This window comes from Acinetobacter chinensis (assembly GCF_002165375.2).
GTDB classification, from domain to species: Bacteria; Pseudomonadota; Gammaproteobacteria; order Pseudomonadales; family Moraxellaceae; genus Acinetobacter; species Acinetobacter chinensis.
Map to the genome: position 1 here is coordinate 2,128,169 of NZ_CP032134.1, position 26,392 is coordinate 2,154,560.

Below are 26,392 nucleotides of genomic sequence, written 5' to 3' on the forward strand. Positions count from 1 at the left end.
TTTATGTTCAGGCTGATATGCTCAAAACCATGATTTAATAAATTTTATCAGCCTTCCCCACCACAATTTCCAACTCGCCGTTGCTTGTGAATGTGTAGAATTATCATTCATTTCAAGTGGTGGAAATGCCTTATTTAACCGCTGACAGGTCGGATATTCCTGTTGCAGTTTTGCCAGATAATAAGCTTGATCATGTTCTAAAAAACCATCCAGAATTCCTGTGTCTTTCCGATCCCCAAAAGCACAATTCGAAGTTTGTTTATTCCAGGCTAAAAATGGTGCTATTGGTTTAGAAATACTCAACTGATTATTCTCACAACTCAGTTCTGCAAATGAAGCAATCTGATATTGCTCAGGTTTTCCGCCATCAGGTGCATAGGCTAAACCAATAATTAAACTGTCTTTCGCAATATTTTGGCTTGAAAATGTACTGTTCCATTGCATCGGTTTTGCATATTTAAATCCATCCAGCAATGAACGGAGAATAAATTGATCTGAACTGAGCTTAATTTCAAAATTTGCGCTATCACTTTTCATTTCTTTCGAACTTTGAAAACGTGCAATAAAGACATCTTCCGCTGAGTGTGGCATACATGCCAAAACTGACTGCGTAAAAAATAATGTACATAGTCCGATAGGATGAAAAACTCGTATCGTCAATTTATTGATCATATTCAAACTTAAGATGCATTTTTCAAAATTTCTTTCAGTTCATTTAAATTTTGCGCCCAAGCATCATAGTCATCAGAGTCTTGCCACAATTCATCCAGTTCAGAATTTTCCTGTGTCAAAATATCAATAACGATGATGGCTTTTTGAATCAACGCAGTAGAAGGTCGTGCATCCAGTTGATCGACCCACTGACTCACACCATCCAGAAAGTCCAGATCCTGTGTACCCTGACCTGTGATTTGAGCCAGTACTTCCGCGGCAGCATGGGCAATACTGCCATCGTCCGCATCAATAAAATCTTCATTTTTATCTGCAATGACCTGATCTAAAGCCTGCTCTATCACCACAAAGCCCGTGCTTTCTTCTAATTCAGCCGCCCAATCACAAGCGGTATCATTGCCAAATGGTTCGTGTGACCATGCACCCATTTTTTATTCCTCATGATTTACTATTATTTGAAAAATCATTTTAGAGGATACAATAGCCTTAAAATCATTAAATCTGTAAACAGATATGAATGACTCCTTTTATCATTTTCACTGTCTACTATGCTTAAATGAATAAAATTGTATTTAAAATCAAATTTGCAAATTTATAATCAATATTTTCAGAGTTTTCTTATTTAGCATCATCCTGATATTTATATTTTTCAATCCGTAAAATAACAACATCAGGGAATGCCATGACTGAATCTTCAATACATTTTCATTTAGATACTGCCAATAACAATTTCAAAGATCATGGATTATTTGGCCCTGATTCGATCAGTTGGAAAGTATGGTCACACCCTGCTGCATTTATCGGGCTGACACGATCATTTTATATCGAAGTTTTGGCAAGTATCGATGCAGCTGCGGCACTGTCGGATCGTGCAACCTATAAATCAGACCCGATTGGGCGTTTAAGTCGCACCATGACCTATTTCCTGACTGTGATTTTTGCTGATACAGAAACTGCGAGTAAAGCCAATCAGCGTTTGTTTAAGCTACATTCACACATCAAAGGCAATATTCCACTGACAGGACAACAATACAGTGCCCTTGATCCGCTATTGGTCGTCGGTACGCATTTGATCACATGGCATTCGGTTTATTATGCCTATGAAAAGCTTGTTGGAAAGTTACCTGCTGAAGAAGAAGCACAATTTTTTAAAGAAAGTGTGCAGTATCTGATTTCTTTACAGGAAGTTTATCCTGATTTAAGTATTGAAACCGTTAAGGAAAGTGCCCGTAAACATGGCTATCCAATGGAAAGAATCAATGATTTGACTGATCTTCCACAAACTCGAGAAGAATTTCGTACTTATATTCAACTGACCAATAGCAAGGCGGCGATCACACAACAAACACGGGATATTATCAATACCTTACTTGATCCATCAGGCGTTGAAACTGATGATCAGATGATGCAAATGATTTTGAAATTTTATCCCGTGCTGAAAACCATCGTGGTTGCATTAACGCCAAAAGAAATTTGCAAACTTGCGGGACTGCCACGTTCTGCAATGAAAGATCGAGTAGCAATTCAATCAGGCAAGGCATTGGTCAAAGCGATGCAAACGCCTGCTGTTCTGAAAATATTTCATGAGGAAATTGGTGCGCAAGGTTATCAACTGATGCATCAAGCGATGAATCATCCTAAAAAGATGCGCCATACTGAAAAATTGCAGAAAATTGCTTAATTTATACCAATCTTTGAAATTAACTTAATATAAAAGCTAAAGCTTTAAAGATTTCACATTCAGTGGTGCTATCGCGCTTGGCGACATGGATGTCGCCCGTTAGACTGGGGTAAAGGGACTTACCCTCAGTCTAACAAAGGATTTTTGTCACCTTGCGGAATACATTCCTCATCCTTCAAAAGTGAGGCATCGACTACGCAAAGTAATTTAAACTTGTCAATGTAAGTCGAGTCTGTGCAAACCTTTAATTTATATTATCAAACTTTAATAGAATGGTATTATTTCCAAATTTATTACAACAACAGGATTCAATTCAGAGCGTCGTTTGCTATGATTTCGTTATATTTAAAATAAAACTTAGCAAATGATATGAATCAAAAAGCAACAGTGAATGGCGCTATTGCAGGTATGTTCCGTGATTTTTTAACGGAACAAAATATTCAAAATGCAGAATTACTTCGCCACATGCAATCATGGCAACCTGATCATCGCGTTCAACTCACTGAATTGGGTTTTATTCTGCACTATATTTCCCAACTGCATCCGAGCGATGCTTTGGGTTTAAAAATCGCGCAACATTTTCAACCCTCGTATTCAGGCGTGTTGGGCTATTTAATTTTACATAGTCGTGATCTTGAACAAGCCATTTTACAGTTTAAAAAATATTATGCCCTGATGTGGGATGGTTTCGCAGTTGATATTATTGAAGATGATCAAACACTTAAAGTTCAGTGGAATGTGCCTCAGCTAGAAGCATTTGTGAATAATGAAGATATGATGAATACCATCCGCATCGGATATGAGTTAGGCATCAGTTGTTTTATGCAAATGCTGTGGCAACTGAACCCTGATGATAAAACGCTAAAACCACAATATATTGAATTACCTGGTGCGTTGCCTAAAAATGTAGCGATTTATGAATCATTCTTTAACTGCGACATCCATTTTCAATGCAAAGTCGGCGCAATCATTTTTGAAAAAAATAATTTAAAACAACCGATTAATTTAAGTCATGATTATTTTATCGAACTTTATCATCGCCAAGCCGAAGCTCAACTTAAATACATGCATCATCTGCATATTACACCTGAGAATACGGTATTAAATAAAGTGCAAAAAGCATTGGCTTTGGGGATTGATCAAGGCGTACCCACGCTTGATTTTGTAGCAAAAGAAATGGCTATTTCCAAATCTAAATTACTGAATCTGTTACGTGAACAGGAACTGAATTTTAAAAGTATTTTAGATTCGATGCGCCTTGAACTTGCCAAAACCTATATGCAGGATGAACAGCTTTCGTTGTCTGATATTGCAAGTTTATTGGCATTTTCAGAACAAAGCGCCTTAAATCATTTTTTCAAACGACACACTGGGATGACACCCAATCAATATCGAAAATCCATACTATAAGTATCATGAAGTAATATTGCAAAATAACGTTCATAAAATATTTGATACGCGTCAACGTCATTCGCAACTGTTTGAGGCAAGACTACTTTTGCTATATCTTGTTTTTGCGATGAAATTAATCAATATCAGGTAGTTGACGAGTTTTGAGAATGACAATGGTTTTGCCTACTTTTCCCGAAAGAAAAGTAGGTCGAGCCGAAGGCTAATCCTGAAATTAAAACTTTTGATGTAAGACTCCGCCGAATAGCATTTTAATGCTCTTAAATACTCAAATGAAATGCAAAACTTTTCATCATCAAGTTTAATTTTCCGATACTGAACACTAAAATCATCAAAAACATAAATGTTGATGTTTATTTCAAATTGAACGGCATACAATAGACCGCATTGGAAAATCCTATGCAATATTTCCAAAATGACGTGCAGCTTTGACTGCACGTTTATGTTTTTAATCTTCCTGAAGGAGTACTCAGGGTGCGCCAAGCAACAGTTTATATTGACAGTAAAGCACTGCAATATAATTTAAACCGTGTTAAACAACTTGCCCCAACTGCTAAAATTGTCAGCATGGTCAAAGCCAATGCCTATGGGCACGGCGTAAAAGACTGTTTAGCCGCCTTAGCCGAAACGGATGCGTTCGGTGTTGCCTGCCTTGAAGAAGCTTTAGAAATTCGTGCATTAGGCTATCAGCAACCGATTACCTTAATCGAAGGTATTTTCAGTGCCGATGAAATAGCTGTGGTGGTTGAAAATAACATTGAAGTCGTCGTCCATCAGCAAGAACAACTGGACTGGTTACGCACTCAAAAAGATGCTTATATCGCCAAAGGCTTAAAAGTTTGGGTCAAACTCAACAGTGGCATGAACCGCTTAGGTTTTAAAGTCCCTGAAATTATTGATGTGATTCACGCACTCAAAGCAGATGGTTTTAGCTGTGTACTTGCGATGCATTTCGCCAATGCCGACGCAGAAAATCATCCGCTCAATGAACAACAAAAAAATCAATTTTTAGATGTAAAAGAAGCCTGTGATCCAATTATGGCGTCATGCTGTAACTCAGCTGCGATATTTAAATGGCCAGAACTTAACTTTGACTTTGTCCGTCCAGGCATCATGCTTTACGGTGCATCGCCATTTGCAGACAAATCTGTCAATGACCTAGATATCAAACCTGTCATGACGTTTACTGCGGAAATTATTGCTTTAAATCACATCCAGGCGGGTGAATCTGTCGGTTATGGCTCAACCTTTGTTACTGAATCAGAAATGGACATTGCCATTGTTTCGATTGGTTATGGTGATGGTTATCCACGTGCATTTCCAAAACAGAACTATGTTGCAATCAATGGCAAACCAACTCGTGTGATTGGTCGTGTGGCAATGGATATGATCGCGATTGATGTCACAGGGTTAAATGCACCTTTGGGTACAGAAGTTGAGCTTTGGGGTAAAGATCGCTTGGTCGATGATGTTGCTGAAGCCAATGGTACGATTGGTTATGAATTGCTGTGTCGTATGAGCAATCGTCCTGTTCGTAAGAAAATTTGAGGGTTGTAAAAAATGAGGGCTATTTAAAGCTCTCATCCTAACCTTTTATAAAAGCTCCCCCTCATCCTTAATGCAAGTCAGTTAAGGTTTTTTGAATCCTCCCCAACCCTCCTTTTCCAAAGGAGGGGGCTTTCATTACTAAAAAACCATTTTAGTTACAAGAAGTTCCCCTCTTTTTCAAAGAGGGGTTAGGGGAGATTCTAGAAATTTTCCTAATAATTTTGCTAAACTGATCAGCATTACCCCTCATCCTCACCTTCTCTCTGAGCCATATATAGTGCAAGAGAAGGGGCTCCCGATACGTTCTTGAATTTATTGTGAATTTAAAACCTAAGTATTTTTTTAAATAGATATTTTAAAATAACATAACCCTGTATTTTATTTAAACCTATCAGCATATAACTCACTGAAAAAAATCATCATTCGGTTTTGGCAAATCCTGTAACCCCTTTTTCAAAGTCTCAGACCACTGCTTACTGATATTCTGAAAATAAGGCTCATCTTCATTGATTCTTTTTCCTTGCGGAATCACAAAAGAATCCTTTTGATACACCAATGTATCCAATGGCATGCCCACAGAGACATTCGAACGTAGAGTAGAATCAAAGGAAATTAAGCTACAACGTAAAGCTTCATCTAAAGGCATGTCATAACTTAGAGCACGATCTAAAATTGGCTTACCATACTTACTTTCACCAATCTGAAAATACGGTGTGTCACTGGTTGCAGAAATAAAATTGCCTTGTGGGTAAATATTATAAAGCTGCATATCTTCGCCTTTAATCTGCCCACCGATCAATAAGCTACAGAAATAGTTGCTTTGCTCCTGCGTATCTTCCGTGACATCAGCAATCACTTTACGCAGGATTTGACCGACCAAGCCTGCAGCTTCAAACATGGTATTAACACTATATAAATTTGGCTCTTGTTTTAAGGTCAAATGATTTTGTAAATGCCCTATCACCGCTTGTGTCGTCGCCAGATTCCCAGAGGTCTGGATACAGATAAAACGCTCACCCTGTATTCCAAATGTATACAGTTTTCGATATACAGAAATATGATCGACACCTGCATTGGTTCGTGTGTCACTGATAAATACCAAACCTTGTTTGAGTCTTAATGCACAGCAATACGTCATAAGTTTTCTCTGTAAATGTCAGCAGGTCAGTACCTGTACAATCGACTGCATAGTCTCTGTACCACCCTTTTCACGAACCCCCCTGATCGGAGCAACATCCCAGTAATCCCGACCCATTGCCACATACACATGCACCTGAGGGCTAAAGATCTGATTACTGATATCAAAACAATACCATGTGTCATTTAAATAAGCCTCTGCCCAGGCATGACTGGCCAGGTGCGTACTGTTATCTGCAAACAGATAGCCCGATACATATCTTGCAGGTATCCCCAAGGCTTTACACATAGCGATGAAGACATGACTGTGATCCTGACAGACTCCCTCTCTGCGCTGAAATGCTTCTATTGCAGACGTACAGACCGAAGTCGCCTGAACCTTATACGGCATATACTGTAGAAGTGCCTGTGCCAGTTGTTTCAACTGATCCACGGTATTTTCCCTGACATATCTGTGGGCAAAACAGCGCATTTCAGCATCCGACTGTGTCATGGCGGTGGGCTGTAGAAATATGAATGGGTTAAGGCTGCATTGAGGCCCCTGCCCAGTTGCTGGATTCAGCTCAATCACGCCCTGAGCCATAATGGTCATCTGCGAATAACTGTAACGCTGAACCGCCGTCAACCAGGGGTTGTTAAAGACGTCCATCTGCTGCTGCCAGTCACCTGGTACACTGATATTCCAGTGATGTACTTTCTGATGAGCATTGCTTACAGGCATCATTTTAATATACTGAATACTGTTGCAGGCAGCTTCACTGTACTGAAAATGTGTCTGGTGATTGATCATGAGTCGCATGTGCCCACCTCAAAAATATGCTGTAAACCATCACTCAACTGATAAAATCCCTTCAAATCCTGATGCCTTGTAAACTCAAGTAATGTTTCACTCAGAGCAACCCAACCCACTGGTTTCATCAGTGCTGTAATCTGCTTCAGCTCCACAACAGTCTGCTCAATTTTCTGTTTCAGCCTGAGCTGCCGATCCAGCTGCTCAATGCATTGCCCCAGTTTAAAAAATAAAAATATTTCTTCAGACTCTGCTTCCATCACATCATGGCACTCATCCACAACATCACAGATATAAGCCGCATTTACGCAGGCATTTTTAATATTCTGATTTAGTTCAGCATAGGCTTTTGCAGAAATCAAACCCCTTAAATCCTGCACATTATCTTTTGCATACTGAAACTGCCAGCCAAAAGATGAAGGCTGTTCAGCATCCAGTACCAGTTCATTCAAAGATGATGCATCAAAAGCCGGCAAGCAGAAAGCATGAGCATAAAGCAATGCATCTTCATTGTTTTCAAATGGAAACTGACTGCATAAATACTGGATACGTTTTAAATATCGCCCTAACCAGAAAATCTGTTGTGCATTACTGTTCAATAAAATCATCTTTCACTCCTGTATCAGCAGTTATGAATGCAATGGATCTATGACCCATGTATCTTTTACACCACCGCCCTGCGAGGAGTTCACAACCAGGGAACCTGCCTGCATTGCCACTCTGGTCAGACCACCAGGGACAATTTCTGTCCGATAAGGAGAACTCAGAATAAACGGTCTGAGATCAATATGCCGTTCAGCAACTCCATAATCTGCAAGTGTCGGGCATACCGACAACTCGAGCGTAGGCTGAGCAATATATAAATGTGGATTTGCTCTGACTTTATCCCTGAACTGAGCAATCTGCCGTGGTGCGGACTGAGGACCGATCAGCATGCCATAACCACCTGACCCCTGTGCCTCTTTAACAACCAGCTGCTCCATATGTTCAAGCACATATTCCAGGTCTGCCTGCTCACGGCACTGCCATGTCGGTACATTTTTCAGTACAGGTTTTTCTGCCAGATAAAACTCAATCATCTTATCAACATAAGGATAAATGGATTTATCATCTGCAACGCCTGTTCCAGGAGCATTGGCAATCACGACATTATTCCGCAGATAAGCAGACATCAGACCTGGCACACCCAGTGTGCTATCTGAACGAAAGCTCAAAGGATCAAGAAAAGCGTCATCCAACCGTCTATAAATTACATGGACTTGCTGTTTACCCCTGACTGTTTTGACATAAACCTTATCTTTTTCAACAAAAAGATCACGTGATGTCACCAAAGGGACATCCATTTCCCTTGCAAGAAATGAATGTTCATAATAAGCACTGTTAAAACGCCCCGGTGTCAGAACCACAATCAATGGGCGATCAACTGCTGAGTTTTCAGCAAGAATTTCTTTTAACAGTTGTGGATACTGCTCAATCCCCTGAATCTGACTCTGTTGGCACAGTTCGGGTAACAGTTGCTGACTGATTTTCCTGCTTTCAAGCATATAGGACACGCCTGATGGTGTTCTGAGGTTGTCCTCCAGCACATAAAACTCACCGTCTTTATTACGGATAATGTCTGTTCCACTGATCTGACTGTAAATTTTCCCTTTCAGCTGATGACCGCACATCTGGGGCAAAAAAGCCTCATGGGTCATGACCTGAAGTTCAGGAACAATGCCGGTTTTTAAAATCTCCTGCTGATGATAAATATCATGCAGAAACAGATTTAAAGCTTTTACCCGCTGTTCACAGCCACGTGCAATCATGTTCCATTGCTTACCGGCAATAATGCGCGGAATCACATCAAACGGAATCGTTCTTTCAGTGCCTTCCTGCTCACCATAAACAGTAAATGTAATCCCCTCATAAAGAAAATGATCCCTGGCTGCACGGTTCAGTAATGCCAGATCATCCAGGGTCTGATCTCTCAGCCATCCCTCAATCCTGGCACGGCTTTCAGCAGGAATATGACTGTCATCATGCAGTTCATTAAAAAACTGAGATCTGAACTGAGTCATTAAATCATGTGTCTTTACCGATTCTGTAGATGAAATATTCCCTGTATTGACCACCCTTTCTTCTGCAACATTCCTTGTATAATTCTCCAGCACAGAATTTGTATCCCGATCTTCTTTTAGCATACAAACCTCGTCATTGTTGTGTTGTACAATGGATTAAGCAATAACAGTGCCAGCTCAATGCTTATCGCCTTCTGATTATTTATTCACCAAAGTCGCATAGACTCAATGTAAGTTTTATTCAAAGATGTATCAAAATATAGCCAGTACTGGACACAAAAACTTGCCATTCCGGTCAGGTTTTCTTATTGTGTGGCTATCCCGTTTTTTACGATAAATTCAGCCATTTTTTGATTTTTAAATTATGTCAGCACAAGAAAAAGAAACATCCAACAGCCTCTATAGACAATGGCAAATTTTATCCCGTCTTTCTTCAGGAAAATGGACCGGTACACGTGAGCTTCAGGACACCCTGCAGCGGGAAGGTATTGATATCAGCCTGCGTACCATTCAGCGTGATCTCAATCAGATTTCTCAGCGGTTTCCCATTGAAAGTAACAAGGAAGTCCCACAGGGATGGCGCTGGCGGGCAGATGCTCCGATTCAGAGCCTGCCTCATATGACCAGCTCACAGGCGGTTACTTTTATGATGGTGGAAGAACACCTGAAACATCTGCTTCCCCCAAGTCTGCTGGATGAAATGAATCCCTGGTTTGATCTTGCCCGTAGAAATCTGTCCACACAGAACAATGTCCGCCAGTGGATCAACCGTGTGCGTATTGTCCCTGCCAGTCAGCCTTTGATACCGCCAGTCGTGGAAAAAAATGCCCAGCAGTCCATTTACGAAGGACTTTTACAGGATAAACAACTGGAATGTATTTATCAGGGACGCAACAGCCCTGAAGAAAAAACCTATATTCTTAACCCACTGGCACTGGTACAAAAAGGTGCAATTATTTATCTGATCTGTACCCGCCATGACAAAACGGACATTCAGACCTTTGCTTTGCACCGATTTAAATCAGCCACTGTCATGAATACCCGTGCATTACACCCTGTAAATTTTGACATAGACAGCTATATTGATTCGGGTGCATTAGGATTCCGAGTCGATTTCAGTAAAGCTACTGAAAATATTGAACTGAAACTTAGGGTTGCAGAGTCTGATCTTGCTTATTTTGATGAAAGTCAGCTGAGCCTGAATCAGAGTATTACCCGCCTGGATAATGGTCTGTATGAAGTAAAAGCACTGGTTCCGTTTACATTACAGCTGGTCTGGTGGTTGCGCAGTTTTGGTAAAAAACTGATCCAGATTGAACCGGCTGAAGTTCATAATGCTGTGCATGAAGTTACGGCACAGACGACTGAATAAAAAAAGTCCCTTTACAGGGACTTTAACAGTTTTCATATTCATCTTATTTTTGTTTTAGCACATTGATAAGGAAGGTCATGATTCATCTGGTGGATGTATTTTGCTCTTCTTATCCATCTCACTCCGTCTGAATCAAAACCTCACTGCATTCGTGAACACATGGAATAACATCGGCAAGCAAGTTCTGCTGTGTTATATCGGATGGACTTTTTAGTCATATTGCTGACTCCTCTCGTTGGCTATAAAGCTAATGTACATACACTCAATCCGCTTGTGAAATAAACAGTTTTGCAGAGTAAATCTTATTTTCAGCTAAGAAGTCTAAAAAATTACAATATTCAGAATATAAAAAAGGACAGCATCTGCTGTCCTGAAAACTTCTGAGGATTAAATTTTTAGTCTTTTTTCGACGCTTTATAGCGGGATAGTGCCGTTACAGCAACAGCTGACAATAAAATACCCGGTGCACTGGCAACAAGAATCCCTGTTGTCCCCAGTCCTAAAGCCAGAATCTTTCCTGTCAGTAATGGTCCTGTCATCGCACCCAGGCGACCCAGCGAAATTGCACTGCCGACACCTGTCACTTTACCTGCGGCTGAATAGAAGATTGGAGAAATACCATACAGAATCGACTGACCGCCTGTAGAGAAAATTCCACCCATAACTCCTGCAACAATAAGTACCGGAATAGAGGTTGTTGTAAACAGTGTAAATACTGAAATAAACAAACCAGTATAAATAATAACGGACATCTGCCACAGTTTCAGACGGTCAAGCAGGTAACCAAAGGCAAGTGTACCAACCACAGCACCGACCTGGAAAACCAGCATGATGGTAAATGCCTGTTTCTTTTCAAGCCCCTGCTCCATCAGCAGATTTGGCAACCAGCTGATCAGAATATAATTGACCATCAGGGTAAAGAAAAAGCTGACCCACAAAGGCAAAGTCTGCTGATATTTCTTCTGTGAAAACAGAATCTCAGACATCCCTGGTACATCGCCTGTACCTTCGGTCACTGTCTGTTCTTTTCTTTTGTCTTTCAGAATAAATGCCATGAAAGGAATCAGAACAAGTGGTGTGATCCCACCAATCAGAAACAGTGTATGCCATGAAACATCCGGGAAGAAAATGCCCAGACCTGCAACAAAAATTGCGCCAACCGGTAAGCCACAGTACATCAGACTGTTCAGTTTTCCACGGTTTGCCTCTGTCGCCTCATCACCCACAACTGAAATCATGGTTGGCATCGCAGCCCCAAGTCCAAGCCCCGTGAAAAAACGTGAGAGATAAAGAATTTCTGTATTTGGTGCAATTGCACTCAGGCTGAAAAACAGACCGAAAATTGCAATCGACAGCATCAGGACTTTTTTCTGTCCCAGATAGTCTGCAATACGGCCACCAAAGAATGCACCAAATAACATACCAAATACACCCAGGCTGAATACATAGCCCATCTGTACCTGGTCTAAGGAAAATGTCGCTGCAATTCCTTTCGCAGCAATACCGGGTGCCTGAAGGTCAAATCCTTCAAAGAATGCCACCCAGAAACACAAAAATACAGTGAGGAATTTTTGCATTTTTCCTGATTGTTGACTTGCCATAATCGAACTCCATTCATAAAGCGTATATACGGTCATACGCCATGGCATGGAGTGTCTGCCTAAATCCAGAGAATAAATACCACTACAATGGTCGGGTTTCTGAAAATAAATACTGTAATTTCTTAGCGAAATAAGACATTAAAGTGATCTGAGTGATATATTTTTACAATAAATTAAATATTTTTAATTATTATTCATAAACTTACCCTAATAAACGCTATTAATGATCATACAATCATTTAAATCTATACTGGATTAAAAAGCTTGTGTCTCATCGTCCGATCATATTCAAAATGGATATTGAAATATATTTCATGAAAGCCATTTTGTTTAATAATGTCAATTTTTGAATATTCAGGTAATTTTTCAGGCAGGTTGAACGCGGGTTCACTCAATGCCTCACCAATCAGCAAACCATAAATTGTGCCTTAGAGATGGCATATCTGTTCATTCTATTGTGCTTTGTATAGTGACTTATTTTACAAGGAAATAGAGGTAATATTAATTCAATTATTATACAAAAATAAACCCCAGACTTACCCCATTGTGATATAAAAAGATCAATATTTATACAAATAAAAATTTATCAATAAGGTTCAAAAGATGAAAAAATCAATAATATTTATAGTATTAACTACAGTATTGATGACTGCTTGCAATGAAAATGAGCCCAATAAAAATAAAGTAAATCAAGTTAAAAGAGAAAATACTGTTAATTCTCTTATTAATCTTACCAATGAACATTCACAGCAAAGGTCTCTTAGAAAGAGACAAGTACAAATGATAGACTACCCGTATATCTCTACACCCAAGCATTTGATCTAGAAAAAAATAACCATAAAAAAAGTTACCTGTTAACTTTCAATTTCAAACTCGATTACGATTATTCGTTAAAAATATTTTTTGATACTGTAGAAAACCAGCCAACCAAAGTAGAATTATTGAAGTACTCTTCTGATCCAGAATCTCCATATTTATTTTCCTGTAGCGAAGAGGGAAAATACTCATGCAATAATATTCAATTAGAAGTAGATCATAAAACGGGCAACAGTAAAATAAAATTCAATCAAACTAAAATTTATGATATAAAAAATGTATTAACTTTATCTGGTACGATCTCAGGACAATTACAACAAGATCCGAGTATTGTAAATATACCTGCATCTGGAAGATATGATTTCACATATCAACTTTCTGATAACAATCAAATTATTCCAATTGAGAACTCTAACTTTACACAATTCCATTTTACTAATCATAATATACAGGAATTTACTACATCACCATTACCTTCTAAGGGTTTTTTATATGTAAAGGCTGTCAATAATATTGTAGATGAAGTGTCGTTTTTTTCAATCTTGTTAGAAGGATATGGATATGCATTTTGGGATCGTGAAAGTAAGACAAATATTCAAAATATTTCATACAACCCAATTAATCTGACCGTAACCCTTAATCAGTTTAAATTCAGTAGTGATGGCTATCCTGACTTATATTTAAATGGAATGACTGGCCCTTAAATGACCATAAAAAACCCGCCTAAGCGGGTTTTTATTTCAATCTAACAATTAAGCAGATTTTTTCGTTTGAGCATTCTTACGGATGGTAATCATCACCAACTGAACTGCCGCAGGTGTCACACCTGGAATACGGCTTGCCTGACCTAAAGTTTCAGGACGGACATCTTTCAGTTTCAGAGTAATTTCACGGGATAGACCTGAAACCACATCATAATCAAAATCTGCCGGAATACGTGTATCTTCCAGACGTTTCATCTGAGCAACGTCTTCCTGCTGACGGTTAATATAACCCGCATATTTCACGGCAATCTCGATCTGTTCACCCACAAATGCAGATACTTCAGAACCTGTCAGTTCAGCAATCTGAGCAAAACTGATATTCGGACGTTTCAACAGATCAATCGCAGAAGACTCTTTAGAAAGATCATCACCCGTCATTTCAACGAACTTTTTACCCATTGGATTGTTTGGTGCAGCCCAAAGGTGTTGTAAACGTGCTTTTTCAGTTTCTACTGCTTCCATTTTTTCACAGTAAGAAGCCCAACGTTCATCGTCCACAAGACCCATTTCACGACCAATGGCTGTTAAACGCTGATCAGCATTGTCTTCACGAAGCATCAGACGGTATTCCGCACGAGAAGTAAACATACGGTATGGTTCTTTGGTACCCAGTGTAATCAGGTCATCAACAAGAACGCCCATATACGCTTCATCACGTTTTGGTGTCCACTGCTCCTGATCCCACGCACGGCGTGCTGCGTTCAAACCTGCCAGCAAGCCCTGCGCACCCGCTTCTTCATAACCTGTTGTACCATTGATCTGACCCGCGAAATACAGGTTATTGATGGATTTGGTTTCCAGAGAGAATTTCAACGACTGTGGATTGAAATAATCATACTCAATTGCATAACCAGGACGCAGAATGTGCGCATTTTCCATACCACGGATTGAGCGAACCAGTTCAAACTGCACATCAAAAGGTAAAGAAGTTGAAATACCGTTTGGATAAAGTTCATGCGTATCCAGACCTTCTGGCTCAAGGAATACCTGGTGAGAATCTTTGTCTGCAAAACGGTGAATCTTGTCTTCAATGGATGGACAATAACGTGGACCAACCCCTTCAATCACACCGGTATACATTGGGGAACGATCCAGACCACCGCGGATAATCTCATGCGTACGCTCATTGGTATGCGTAATGTAGCAGTTCACCTGCTCAGGATGCATTGAAGCATCGCCCATAAATGACATGGTTGGCGATGGGAAATCACCTGGTTGCGGTGTCATCACGGAGAAATCAACTGAACGCGCATCAATACGTGGTGGTGTACCTGTCTTTAAACGCCCCACTGGCAGTTTTAGTTCACGTAAACGAGCAGCCAATGAAATAGACGGTGGATCACCGGCACGCCCACCACTGGATTTTTCAAGACCGACGTGGATTACACCACCGAGGAATGTACCCGTTGTCAGAACAACTGTTTTCGCATCAAAACGGATACCCATCTGTGTGACAACACCTTTGACGGTATCGCCTTCAACGATCAGATCATCTGCTGCCTGCTGAAAAATATCCAGGTTTGCCTGATTTTCCAGAGTATCCCGAATAGCCGCTTTATAGCGGATACGGTCAGCTTGCGCACGTGTTGCACGTACTGCCGCGCCTTTACGCGAGTTCAGAATACGGAACTGAATACCGCCTTTGTCGGCAGCAAGTGCCATTGCACCGCCCAGGGCATCAATTTCACGTACCAGGTGCGATTTACCAATACCACCAATGGCCGGGTTACAGCTCATCTGCCCCAAAGTCTCAATGTTATGCGTCAGAAGCAACGTCTGTCGCCCCATACGCGCCGCAGCAAGTGCCGCTTCCGTACCAGCGTGACCGCCGCCGATAACAATGACATCGTAAACTTTAGGATAATGCATAGTGGTATAGAGAGATAAAAAAAGAATGACAGATCATTATAGCAAAAACCATCGAATAAGTTGACCCTGTCACTCAATTATCTTGTACTGACCGGACAAATCCGTTTCATGCCTTTTTATGTTACTGAAAGCATGCTGTTGTTTACTGAAACAGCACTGGATTCAGATTGTTTTTTTCTGAGTCTTTTTTATTCTGAATAATGTGAATCTGAACAAACGAAAGGATTAACATGATGAATAAAATTTTCCCCGTTTCATTTCTGATGTGTGGTTTGCTGTTCAGTTCCTTTGCGCTCCAGGCAAATGACAAAGTTGAAACCATTTATGACGCACAGAAGTTTCAGCAGGTCTGTAAAGGAAAAACCCAGGGAGATCAGGTCAGCTTTGCCTTCAGAGGAATTATCTGGAATGGCACATGTGAACCTCAGTTTTTTGCATCTTCCAGAAAAGCAGCCATCAAAGGAGATGAAGCTGAATTAAACTCAGTCTGTCAGAGCGACAGCAACACAAAATCAATCAATATAGAGGGACAGGAAATTAAAGGTAAATGTGCTTTAGGTTTTGTTCCCCCGCAGCCAAAGTCATAAAATAATGACCAGTTTCACTTAATTCTTTTCTCATGTGACTTAACCAATAAAGCAGTCATAAATATTTCATTTTATGACTGCTGCGTTTATTGCCAATGGCAAAAACGTCTATAAACTCTCAATAATCAAAGAAAAAATAATAAAGGTTCGCATGGGCACAGGTTTATTTACCTTTTTATTGCCAATTACGCTGGCCATCATGATGACGGGGTTGGGGCTTGAACTGTCACCCAGGGATTTCATCAGGGTCAACCAGTATCCTAAGGCTATATTTCTGGCATTATTTTCACAGCAGATTTTACTGGTCATTATTGCGTTCCTGATCTGTGTCCTGTTGACATTACCACCACTGCTGTCAGTAGGATTGATGCTGCTCGCTGCGTCTCCAGGCGGTCCAACAGCCAATATGTTCAGCTATATATTTAAAGGCGATGTTGCCCTCAATATCAGCCTGACGGGGATCAACTCCCTGGTTTCCACCTTTACCATGCCTTTTATCGTCAGTCTTTCGATTGCCTATTTCTTAGGGGAAACCCAGGAAATGGCAATGCCTATTGAAAAAATAACCTTAATTTTCTTACTGATTATTGTACCTGTGTGCGTGGGTATGGCATTGCGGACATCCATGCCCGAATTTGCACAGAAAATGAATAAACCCATGCGGTATCTGTCCATCTGTTTTTTAGCAGGCTTATTTCTGTATGCCCTGTATCAGGAAAGAAGTAATGTACTTGAATATTTTTCTGAAATTGGGATAGCCACCGCCCTGTTCTGCTTCAGTGGACTGGTAACGGGTTATGTCGTCCCTCAGCTTGCAGGTGTACCCGACAAACAGGCTCGTGCCTGTGCATTTGAGATTGGCATTCACAACACGACAGTCGCCATGGCGATTGCCCTGACCGTACTGAACAGCACAACCATTGCGGTTCCTGCGGCTATTTACTCCATTGTGATGTATGTATTTGCCACGATTTTTGGGTTCATTCTGACAAGTCATACCAGCAATGAAATAATTTCTGAGGACAAGTTCTGAATTCTGTTCTATATTAAAATTACAAGCTTAAAAACTGAAAAAAATATACAGACTGCAGCATAAAGTCTGCTTAATAGAACAAGGACAGGAGTTTGAACTGATGGATTCAGGAATCATTACAATATTATTACCTTTGGCCTTAGCTATTATTATGATTGGGCTTGGGCTGGAACTGACCCCAAAAGATTTTGCACGGGTGACCAGACACCCTAAAGCCGTTCTGCTTGCACTGTTCTGCCAGCTGGTTCTACTGGTTGGAATTGCTTTTCTGCTCTGTAAAATACTGGCTCTACCGCCCGTACTGGCAGTCGGTTTAATGCTGCTCGCCGCTTCACCCGGGGGCAGTACAGCAAACCTGTTCAGCTATCTCTTTAAAGGAGATATTGCGCTGAATATTACCTTAACAGCCATCAATTCAGTCATTGCAGCTGTTTCCCTCCCTCTGATTGTCAATCTTTCCATTCAGCATTTTATGAATGATGGTCAACAGATTACCTTACAGTTCAGTAAAATTCTCCAGGTTTTCAGCATCATTATCATTCCTGTCTGTATCGGGATGCTGATCCGTCATTTTGCCCCAAAGTTTACGGAGAAAATGAACAGACCATTACGGATTTTTGCAGTGGTTTTCCTTGTATTAATCATTATTGGAGCGATTGCCAAAGAACGTCATCAGATTATGGAATACCTGACCCAGGTTGGTCTCGCAACCGTGATTTTCTGTTTATGCAGTCTGCTGATCGGCTATTTTGTTCCCCGTTTAGCAGGTATCAGCAGTACCCAGGCACGCGCCTGTGCATTTGAGATCGGTATTCACAACAGTACACTGGCGATGACTATTGCACTGACGGTGATGGCAAGCTCCACCGCGGCAATGCCTGCTGCGGTCTATTCATTATTCATGTATTTCTTTGCCGCAATTTTTGGTTTCCTGCTGAACAGGTTTTCGCCTGTCCAGCCAGCAACAGAGCCACAGCAGACTGCCTGAAGTCAGTTCTTTACATGAATAAGGCTTTCAGATGCGTTCCAGCAGTAGCCGTTCCGGTTACTGCTGGTTACAATAGCTTTTTAGAATCAGATTTAGGTTATTACCGTGAAGTGGTTACAAATTCATATTACAGTTGATCAGGCTCAGGTTGATTTTACTGAAACACTGCTCAGTTCACTTGGAGCAGTCAGTGTTACCTTGGATGATGCTGAAAATCAGGATCTGCTTGAACCACTTCCAGGTGAAACACCTCTTTGGAATAAAGTCATCGTGACGGGTATCTATGCCCAGGAAGACGATGAAACGATTGATGTAGCCTCACTGGAGACATTCATCCGTACTCAGCTCCCTACAGAACCGATGCGCAGTGAATTTCTTGAAGACCAGGAATGGGAACGCACCTGGATGGATGCTTATGAGCCTATTCAGATTGGTGAAAAGTACTGGATCGTACCAGAATGGATGGAAGCACCTGAAGCAGATGCGGTCAATATCAAACTTGATCCAGGACTGGCATTTGGTACAGGCAATCACGCTTCGACATTCTTATGCCTGCAATGGTTAGGCAAAACTGATGTTAAAGATAAAATCGTCATTGATTACGGTTGTGGTTCAGGTATTTTAGGTGTTGCTGCACTACTTCTGGGTGCTAAAAAAGTATATGCCACAGATATTGACCCACAGGCTGTACTGGCAACAAAACAGAATGCAGAACTTAATGGCGTACTTGAAAACTTATATGTAGGTCTTCCTGAAGAGTTCAATGCAGAGTTTAAAGGTAAACAGGCCGATATTCTGGTTGCAAATATTCTTGCCGGACCACTGATGTCACTTGCAGAAGAATTCTCAACTTTAATTAAATCTGAGGGTGAGTTCGCACTTGCAGGTGTAATAGAAGAGCAAGTTACTGATGTTACTGGTGTTTATTCTGAATTTTTTGATATAGTAGAGATCGAAAAGCGTGATGAAAACTGGTGCAGAATTTCTGGAAAACGCCAGCAATATTAATTTTTAGTTTTAAACAGTAAATTATGAGTGATAAACAAACCAAGTGCCCTGAATGTTCTACAGTATATAAAGTCTCTGTGGCTCAACTGACTGTTGCTCAGGGTATGGTTTGTTGTCCAAAATGTTCAGCAACATTCAATGCACTGACCAACCTGATCACGGTTGCAGGTACATCTGCTGAAAGTGCGGCTGCACAAAATGAACCGCTGCCTGAGGACACCTTCAATACTGCTATTCTGCAAAGCCTTCAGAATGCACAGGACAATGAAAGTGAACATGTCCTGCTGTCCATTTTCGACCGCAAAGTTGAACACTCAAATATTGATCTGAAAACCTATCTGAACAACCTGAATTATTTTGGAACAGAACCGATTGGTAACTTTCCAACGCTGAACCTTTCAGATCACGAAGCTGAAGTCAAAAAACAGCATGGTCCTGCTTATTATATTGTTTGGGCGACCATCAACTTTTTACTGGTCGGCTTACTGACCTTTCAGGTGCTTTGGTTCAACCCTAATTTTCTGAACAACAGCCCTGCCCTCAGCGCAATTTTCAACAGTACCTGCCAGCTGGTCAACTGTAGAACGCTTGAAAAAACCTACAGCATGATTTCTACCAACCGGGTCAAAGTGAAGCGGGTCAGCAAAAATGAAGTTCAGTTTACCGGTGAACTGATTAACTATCATGAAAAAAGCCTTTTATTACCAAACCTGCAGGTCACACTCAAAGAACGTGGTGAAAGTATCGGTGTTTACACCCTGCATCCACATCAGTACCTGGTCAAGAGTCTGAGTGGGATCCAGCGTATTCCTAAACACAGTCCATTTAAGTTTGAATTTAGCCTGCCTAAGGACCGTAAAGACTTCGATTCCTATACATTGGAAATCATTCACCCTTGATATTGAAAAAAACTATTAAAAATGTAAAAAAAATGTAAAAAAAGTGCAGTTTTCTTGCTCACTTTTTCTAAGACAATGGTATCATACGCGCCACGAAAGCTTTGTGCTGCGAACTCCCCGTTAATTTTCACAATAAACAGTCATGCTGATGCGCCTTATTTAATCAATGATGCGCACGAGTAGGATTTTTTGTTCTGAAATTGGTCGGTAACAAATATTTAACTATTGTTACGCTTATTTTTCGACCAAAGCGCTGAGTTGTGGCAAGCTAATGATTAAGTTTTAGAGCGCCCGTTTTAGGATCTAAAACGGAGTTCATTAAATTTTTAGACCATTTTTTTTACATATCACCTTTACCCAGGTGGTATCTGATTTTTCGGATTAATTCGCATGAATAGCAAATCTCCTATTTTTACTGCACAATCTGATGTCGCTCTTCGTATTCACGTAGATCGCGCAGTTCGTCATTACTTTGCTCAGTTGCAGGGCGAACAGCCTTCGCAGGTATACGACATGGTGCTGGCAGAAATGGAGAAACCACTTCTATCTGTAGTTCTTGAATATACTCGTGGCAACCAGACGCGTGCTGCGGAGATTCTCGGACTGAACCGCGGAACTTTACGTAAAAAGTTAAAAGCTCACGGTTTAATGAGTGAATAAATGATAAAATGCTCACGGCTTGCGTGGGCATTTTTTTTTACCTACGTTTTAGCTATTTGTTAAATATCCAGACTTAAACTGTTGACGATGATCATGACTATTAAACGCGCTTTAATCTCTGTTTCTGATAAAACCGGGATCGTTGAATTTGCCCAGAACCTTGTTGCTCTTGGGGTGGAAATTTTATCTACAGGTGGTACATATAAGTTGCTTAAAGACAACAATGTGTCTGTAGTAGAAGTTTCAGAGCATACTGGCTTCCCTGAAATGATGGATGGTCGTGTAAAAACACTGCATCCAAAAATTCATGGTGGTATCCTGGCTCGTCGTGGCCTGGATGAAGCTGTAATGGCTGAACACAACATTGATGCGATTGATTTAGTTGTTGTTAACTTATATCCATTTGCTGCAACTGTTGCTAAACCGAACTGTTCACTGGCTGATGCGATTGAAAACATCGACATCGGCGGTCCGACCATGGTTCGTGCTGCTGCAAAAAACCATGCGTCTGTTGGTATCGTGGTAAATGCATCTGACTATGCAACTGTAGTTGAAGAGTTAAAAGCAAACGGCGCTTTATCTCATGCAACACGTTTTGATCTTGCAGTAAAAGCATTTGAACATACTGCACAATATGACGGTATGATCGCATCTTACTTAGGCGCTCGTGTAGGTAACGAAGAAGGTCAAGCTGATAAGTTTGCTCGTACTTTCAATACCCAATTAAACAAAGTACAAGACCTTCGTTACGGTGAAAACCCGCATCAATCAGCTGCGTTCTATGTAGAAGATACTGCGACTGAAGCTTCTGTTTCCACTGCGAAACAGCTTCAAGGTAAAGAACTGTCTTATAACAACATTGCAGATACCGATGCAGCACTTGAATGTGTGAAATCATTTGCAAAACCTGCTTGTGTGATCGTTAAACATGCAAACCCTTGTGGTGTTGCGGTTTCTTTAGACGGTATCCAAGCTGCTTATGACCTTGCTTATGCAACCGATCCTGAATCTGCATTTGGTGGCATCATTGCATTTAACCGTGAATTAGATGTTGCAACTGCGCAAGCAATTGTAGACCGTCAATTCGTTGAAGTAATCATTGCTCCAAGCATCGCTGATGGCGTTCTTGAAGTGACTGGTGCGAAGAAAAACGTCCGTGTTCTTGTATGTGGTGAACTTCCTGCAATCGATGCACGTAAAGCACAACTTGATTACAAACGTGTAAACGGTGGTTTACTGGTTCAGGACCAGGACTTGGGTATGATCACTAAAGATGATCTTAAAGTTGTGACGAAGCGTGCGCCAACTGAAGCAGAAATTGATGATTTAATCTTTGCTTGGAAAGTTGCGAAATATGTTAAATCTAACGCAATCGTTTATGCAAAAGGTCGTCAGACTATCGGTGTAGGCGCAGGTCAAATGAGCCGTGTTAACTCTGCTCGTATTGCTGCGATCAAAGCTGAACATGCTGGCTTAGTGGTTGAAGGTGCTGTAATGGCATCAGATGCATTCTTCCCATTCCGTGATGGTATTGATAATGCTGCGAAAGCAGGTATCAAATGCATTATCCAACCGGGTGGTTCTATGCGTGATGAAGAAACCATTGCTGCTGCTGACGAAGCTGGCATTGCAATGGTGTTCACGGGTATGCGTCATTTCCGTCACTAATTAATATATAAATCCTCCCTAGCCCTCCTTTAATAAAGGAGGGTTTTCTATATCATAATAGAACGAAGGGAGTCCCCCTTTCCAAAGGGGGATTTAGGGGGATTCTATTTCTGGAAGGATTTTTGATCATGAATATTTTAGTTTTGGGTAATGGCGGTCGTGAACATGCACTTGCATGGAAAATCGCACAGGATGACAAAGTCGCAAAAGTATTTGTAGCACCGGGCAATGCTGGTTCTGCAACTGAAAATAAATGCGAAAATGTTGCCTTAAATATTTTAGACAACAATGCGATTATCGACTTTGCAAAAAACAATGCGGTTGATTTAGTGATCGTGGGTCCTGAAGCACCGCTTGTAAATGGTGTGGTTGATGCATGCCGTGCTGCTGATGTAAAAATCTGGGGTCCAACTCAGTTCGCTGCACAGCTTGAAGGTTCTAAAGCATTTGCGAAACACTTCCTGAAACGCCATAACATCCCTACAGCTTTCTATGACGTATTTACAGAAGTAGATGCGGCTAAAGCATTTGTAGAAAAAAATGGTGCGCCGATCGTGATCAAGGCAGACGGTCTTGCTGCAGGTAAAGGTGTAATTGTTGCCATGACCAATCAGGAAGCATTTGATGCGATTGATGACATGCTCGCTGGCAATAAATTTGGTGATGCAGGTTCACGTGTCGTCATCGAAGAATTCCTTGCAGGTGAGGAAGCGTCTTTCATTTGTATGATTGATGGCGACAACATCTTGCCAATGGCGACTTCTCAAGATCACAAACGTATTTTTGAGGGCGACCAAGGTCCAAACACTGGCGGTATGGGTGCTTACTCTCCTGCTCCTGTTGTGACTGCGGATGTATTTGAAAAAACCATGCGTGAAGTGATGCGTCCAACTGTAGATGGTATGAAAGCAGATGGTCACGTTTACACAGGTTTCTTATATGCAGGCTTAATGATTGATGAACAAGGTCAACCAAAAGTGATCGAGTTCAACTGTCGTTTTGGTGATCCTGAAACTCAACCGATCATGATGCGCTTAAAATCGTCATTGGTGGATCTGGTTGAAGCAGGCATTGCGGGTAATTTACCTGCGGAAGCTGATTGGGATGAGCGTAAAACTGTCGGTATCGTTCTAGCATCTAAAGGCTATCCTGAAACTTCTAGCAATGGCGATGTGATTTCAGGTTTAGACACTGAAATGGCTGATGCTAAAGTATTCCATGCAGGTACGAAAGCCAATGAAAATGGCGACATCGTAACTGCTGGTGGTCGTGTACTTTGTGTGACTGCACTTGGTAATACCATTGGGGAAGCTCAAGCTAAAGCCTTGGAACTTTGCCAAAAAGTAACGTTTGATGGCGTTCAATACCGTAAAGATATTGGTTACCGTGCGATTGCACGTGAAAATGCTGAATAAGTTTTCATAGTCTCAGTATTTTAAAAACCCGCTTAGGCGGGTTTTTTGATATATTCAATTAAATATCAAACAAATACTTTCTAAAAATGCTCTTTAATTTATTTAATCAACCATCTGAAGAAATACAATATTTAGGGACACCCTATACTCAAGATTGTTTGGACGCTATTGGCATCATTCTCCAAACTCAAATACACATTGAAAAAGCACTACTTTTATCCTGCAATCAAGCACATGCATATTTAATAAAATCTCATAGAAATACTTACATTATCAGATCAGGCTTTAGATCAGGCTACCCTGGTGAAGGACCAAAAGGATTAGCATCATCACTGCAACTTCTTTTAAAGCACAATATAGCAGTAGACGAAATTAATATTTCTGAAAAATTAATGAAGAAAATCAATCATAGTTCATTGCCAGATACTGATATTGAAATAATGTTAAAAACCGAAGTTGTACGACCAACTAACATATACGAATACATCTATGAAATTTATAAAACTACGGAATACCAAGTCACAAATGACCGTTACTATCCAACAGAATTACCCTACCACTTAATTGATTCTCAAATTTTAGATCTTGCTCTTAAATTTAACGATGATCCTAATCGCTCGATTTTTAATGCTTTTATAAGATTAGAAAATATAGTTCAAAATCGTATTAATAGTGATAAACATTCCTCAGCATTATTTGAATATGCCTTCTGTTCTGAAAACCGGCCATTGATTTGTAAAAATGAAGATAAAAGAGCATCTCAAGCAACAGGAAGAATTTTTCCCAACATATATAAAGCTTTCAGAAATGAACACGCTCATAATGAGGTATCAAAACCTTTAAAGACATTAATGCGTGAGTTTTTACTCATTAATGAACTTTATATACTTGAAAGTGAAGCAATCCAACGATCATGACCATCCAACTCCAAACCCCTCGCCTAATCCTACGCCAATGGCAAGATTCCGACACTGCCCCATTTATCCAAATGTGTGCAGATGACGAGGTCATGCGCTATTTTCCTAAAAAACTTGATGCAACTGAAGCCACTGCTTTTCTGCAACGTATCCAAAATGACATTAAAAAACGTGGTTGGGGCTTATTTGCAGTAGAGCTAAAAGCTACAGGTGAATTTATTGGATTTATCGGCTTACACGTTCATCCACCTGAGTTTGAAATAGCCGATGCCCCTGAGATTGGCTGGCGTTTACTACCCCAATACTGGCATCAAGGTTATGCAACCGAAGGCGCTAAAGCTGTGTTAAAGCATGCTTTTAGAAACTTACGTATAGATCGTGTAATTTCATTAACTGCCTGCATCAACACACCATCCGAAGGTGTTATGCAAAGACTCGGCATGGATAAAGTCAGAGAGTTTGATCATCCTTTTGTTCCTGATGATCATCCATTACATCGTCATGTACTGTACGAAATACATCGCGGTGATTTTCTGCATCATACATTTTGTTGATGCAAAAATATTTCATACAGGTACTAAAGCCAATGAAAATGGCGACACCGTGAATGCTGGCGGTCGTGTACTGTGTGATTGCACCTGAAAATGCTGAATAACTTTTCATCGTCTCAGTATTTAAAAAAACCCGCTTAGGTGGGTTTTTTCATTTAGCAAAAGAATCGATCAGCTACGGTTTATAAAGGCTTCAGCTCAAAGCTTAAACTCAAAACAGGATTTCTGGATTTTCCATAAACAGTCAACCGTTGCCCATCATCAGATAATGCAACGCTCTGTAAGAAATTTTGAAAAAAAGACAGGATGGCTCATTCATTACCTAACTGGTATTTTCCGGACGTTGTTTTATTTAAAATTACTGCAGATATTTATATTTAATCAGAAATTTATAAGCACCTTACCGTTTTCCATGAGTACGGTTCTCATACCCTTTTTTCATTATACAGTTAGCTTCAGGTTTTGGCTTTTTTGCATCAAAAACATCTGCTCCCCTACTGAGTATCCAAAACAGTCTGATCACTCATACAGCTTCTGGAACAAGGCTTTATTTCAGCTACATGCTGATCGTCTATGTTGATCTTTCAGCTCTAAGTACATTCTTAGATTCAACCCGATGCCTGCAAAGCAGCTATATTCATAATTCAGATAGTAAATTCAAAAAAATTTATATATTCAATATAAGTAAATTCAGAGGATAAATTTGCTTCCATGTTTAATAAAAGCTTTTGTTTTCTATATTCTTTTCTTTAAAGTGTTAAATTAGAACATTATTCACGTTAAAACATCACCATAGTGCAACACTATTTATAATTAAATTTTATTGGTATGATAAACAAATCTTTAGAGTAAAATTTTCAAAAATACCTGAAAGCCGTTGTACTGCTGCATTCCAAGAGCATCAGATACTGCCTGTATTTCAGGACTCTGGAACCATTTTAAATTT

23 protein-coding genes are annotated in these 26,392 nt (G+C 40.4%); 15 read left to right on the forward strand and 8 right to left on the reverse strand.

What is annotated here, in order from left to right; all coding sequences use genetic code 11:
- Positions 1-21 precede the first annotated feature (21 nt).
- Together CDG60_RS11115 and CDG60_RS11120 are read right to left on the reverse strand one after the other, a co-directional pair.
- The gene (locus CDG60_RS11115) at positions 22-672 is read right to left on the reverse strand and encodes a hypothetical protein (protein ID WP_319922617.1); all 651 of its coding nucleotides are present in this window, start codon (positions 670-672) and stop codon (positions 22-24) included.
- 8 nt (positions 673-680) lie between these two features.
- The gene (locus CDG60_RS11120; protein WP_087513858.1) at positions 681-1,100 is read right to left on the reverse strand and encodes a DUF4259 domain-containing protein; all 420 of its coding nucleotides are present in this window, start codon (positions 1,098-1,100) and stop codon (positions 681-683) included.
- 254 nt (positions 1,101-1,354) lie between these two features.
- Here CDG60_RS11120 and CDG60_RS11125 point away from each other — a divergent pair, with 254 nt between their 5' ends.
- The 3 genes from CDG60_RS11125 to alr all read left to right on the forward strand — a co-directional run bounded on the left by CDG60_RS11125 (position 1,355) and on the right by alr (position 5,311).
- Positions 1,355-2,353, forward strand: a complete 999-nt coding sequence (locus CDG60_RS11125; protein WP_087513857.1) for an oxygenase MpaB family protein — start codon at positions 1,355-1,357, stop codon at positions 2,351-2,353.
- Between the two features lie 369 nt (positions 2,354-2,722).
- Positions 2,723-3,763, forward strand: a complete 1,041-nt coding sequence (locus CDG60_RS11130) for an AraC family transcriptional regulator (protein ID WP_087513856.1) — start codon at positions 2,723-2,725, stop codon at positions 3,761-3,763.
- 474 nt (positions 3,764-4,237) lie between these two features.
- Positions 4,238-5,311: an alanine racemase gene (gene alr, locus CDG60_RS11135; protein ID WP_087513855.1), complete on the forward strand. Its 1,074-nt coding sequence runs from the start codon at positions 4,238-4,240 to the stop codon at positions 5,309-5,311.
- Between the two features lie 403 nt (positions 5,312-5,714).
- Here alr and CDG60_RS11140 read toward each other — a convergent pair whose 3' ends face one another.
- The 4 genes from CDG60_RS11140 to CDG60_RS11155 are packed head-to-tail and all read right to left on the reverse strand — an operon-like array spanning position 5,715 to position 9,421.
- A complete protein-coding gene (locus CDG60_RS11140; RefSeq protein ID WP_087513854.1) occupies positions 5,715-6,449 on the reverse strand; it encodes a proteasome-type protease in 735 nt (244 codons plus the stop codon).
- An 18-nt stretch (positions 6,450-6,467) separates the two neighbouring features.
- Positions 6,468-7,247 carry a transglutaminase family protein gene (locus CDG60_RS11145; protein ID WP_087513853.1) on the reverse strand — a complete coding sequence of 260 codons (780 nt, stop codon included), beginning with the start codon at positions 7,245-7,247 and terminating at the stop codon, positions 6,468-6,470.
- Complete coding sequence (locus CDG60_RS11150) at positions 7,235-7,846, reverse strand: alpha-E domain-containing protein (RefSeq protein ID WP_087513852.1); 612 nt, start codon at positions 7,844-7,846, stop codon at positions 7,235-7,237. Before CDG60_RS11150 ends, CDG60_RS11145 begins: the two co-directional genes overlap by 13 nt.
- A 21-nt stretch (positions 7,847-7,867) precedes the next feature.
- Positions 7,868-9,421: a circularly permuted type 2 ATP-grasp protein gene (locus CDG60_RS11155; protein ID WP_087513851.1), complete on the reverse strand. Its 1,554-nt coding sequence runs from the start codon at positions 9,419-9,421 to the stop codon at positions 7,868-7,870.
- 241 nt (positions 9,422-9,662) lie between these two features.
- On the opposite strand from CDG60_RS11155, the gene CDG60_RS11160 reads away from it, so the two are divergent.
- Positions 9,663-10,670: a helix-turn-helix transcriptional regulator gene (locus CDG60_RS11160; protein ID WP_087513850.1), complete on the forward strand. Its 1,008-nt coding sequence runs from the start codon at positions 9,663-9,665 to the stop codon at positions 10,668-10,670.
- Positions 10,671-11,065: 395 nt separating this feature from the next.
- Here CDG60_RS11160 and mhpT read toward each other — a convergent pair whose 3' ends face one another.
- Complete coding sequence (mhpT, locus tag CDG60_RS11165) at positions 11,066-12,271, reverse strand: 3-(3-hydroxy-phenyl)propionate transporter MhpT (protein ID WP_087513892.1); 1,206 nt, start codon at positions 12,269-12,271, stop codon at positions 11,066-11,068.
- 941 nt (positions 12,272-13,212) lie between these two features.
- Between mhpT and CDG60_RS18420 the strand changes: the two genes are divergently transcribed.
- Positions 13,213-13,791, forward strand: coding sequence for a hypothetical protein (locus CDG60_RS18420; protein ID WP_227542870.1), 579 nt, complete (start codon positions 13,213-13,215; stop codon positions 13,789-13,791).
- Positions 13,792-13,839: 48 nt separating this feature from the next.
- Here the strand turns inward: CDG60_RS18420 and mnmG are convergent, their stop codons facing one another.
- The gene (gene mnmG / locus CDG60_RS11175; protein WP_087513849.1) at positions 13,840-15,720 is read right to left on the reverse strand and encodes a tRNA uridine-5-carboxymethylaminomethyl(34) synthesis enzyme MnmG; all 1,881 of its coding nucleotides are present in this window, start codon (positions 15,718-15,720) and stop codon (positions 13,840-13,842) included.
- Between the two features lie 233 nt (positions 15,721-15,953).
- Here mnmG and CDG60_RS11180 point away from each other — a divergent pair, with 233 nt between their 5' ends.
- The 10 genes from CDG60_RS11180 to CDG60_RS11225 all read left to right on the forward strand — a co-directional run bounded on the left by CDG60_RS11180 (position 15,954) and on the right by CDG60_RS11225 (position 25,449).
- Positions 15,954-16,307: a hypothetical protein gene (locus CDG60_RS11180; RefSeq protein WP_087513848.1), complete on the forward strand. Its 354-nt coding sequence runs from the start codon at positions 15,954-15,956 to the stop codon at positions 16,305-16,307.
- Positions 16,308-16,458: 151 nt separating this feature from the next.
- Positions 16,459-17,340: a bile acid:sodium symporter family protein gene (locus CDG60_RS11185; protein ID WP_087513891.1), complete on the forward strand. Its 882-nt coding sequence runs from the start codon at positions 16,459-16,461 to the stop codon at positions 17,338-17,340.
- Between the two features lie 100 nt (positions 17,341-17,440).
- Positions 17,441-18,328, forward strand: coding sequence for a bile acid:sodium symporter family protein (locus CDG60_RS11190; protein ID WP_087513847.1), 888 nt, complete (start codon positions 17,441-17,443; stop codon positions 18,326-18,328).
- Positions 18,329-18,433: 105 nt separating this feature from the next.
- Positions 18,434-19,336: a 50S ribosomal protein L11 methyltransferase gene (prmA, locus tag CDG60_RS11195; protein ID WP_087513846.1), complete on the forward strand. Its 903-nt coding sequence runs from the start codon at positions 18,434-18,436 to the stop codon at positions 19,334-19,336.
- A gap of 23 nt (positions 19,337-19,359) precedes the next feature.
- Positions 19,360-20,235, forward strand: a complete 876-nt coding sequence (locus CDG60_RS11200; protein ID WP_087513845.1) for an MJ0042-type zinc finger domain-containing protein — start codon at positions 19,360-19,362, stop codon at positions 20,233-20,235.
- 390 nt (positions 20,236-20,625) lie between these two features.
- Positions 20,626-20,895 (forward strand): DNA-binding transcriptional regulator Fis, encoded by a 270-nt coding sequence (gene fis, locus CDG60_RS11205; RefSeq protein ID WP_001086304.1) that lies wholly within the window; start codon positions 20,626-20,628, stop codon positions 20,893-20,895.
- Between the two features lie 93 nt (positions 20,896-20,988).
- The gene (purH, locus tag CDG60_RS11210; RefSeq protein ID WP_087513890.1) at positions 20,989-22,563 is read left to right on the forward strand and encodes a bifunctional phosphoribosylaminoimidazolecarboxamide formyltransferase/IMP cyclohydrolase; all 1,575 of its coding nucleotides are present in this window, start codon (positions 20,989-20,991) and stop codon (positions 22,561-22,563) included.
- 128 nt (positions 22,564-22,691) lie between these two features.
- The gene (purD, locus tag CDG60_RS11215) at positions 22,692-23,978 is read left to right on the forward strand and encodes a phosphoribosylamine--glycine ligase (protein WP_087513844.1); all 1,287 of its coding nucleotides are present in this window, start codon (positions 22,692-22,694) and stop codon (positions 23,976-23,978) included.
- 86 nt (positions 23,979-24,064) lie between these two features.
- The gene (locus tag CDG60_RS11220; RefSeq protein ID WP_118868746.1) at positions 24,065-24,895 is read left to right on the forward strand and encodes a TIGR02391 family protein; all 831 of its coding nucleotides are present in this window, start codon (positions 24,065-24,067) and stop codon (positions 24,893-24,895) included.
- The gene (locus tag CDG60_RS11225; protein ID WP_087513842.1) at positions 24,892-25,449 is read left to right on the forward strand and encodes a GNAT family N-acetyltransferase; all 558 of its coding nucleotides are present in this window, start codon (positions 24,892-24,894) and stop codon (positions 25,447-25,449) included. Before CDG60_RS11220 ends, CDG60_RS11225 begins: the two co-directional genes overlap by 4 nt.
- Positions 25,450-26,392: the final 943 nt, after the last annotated feature.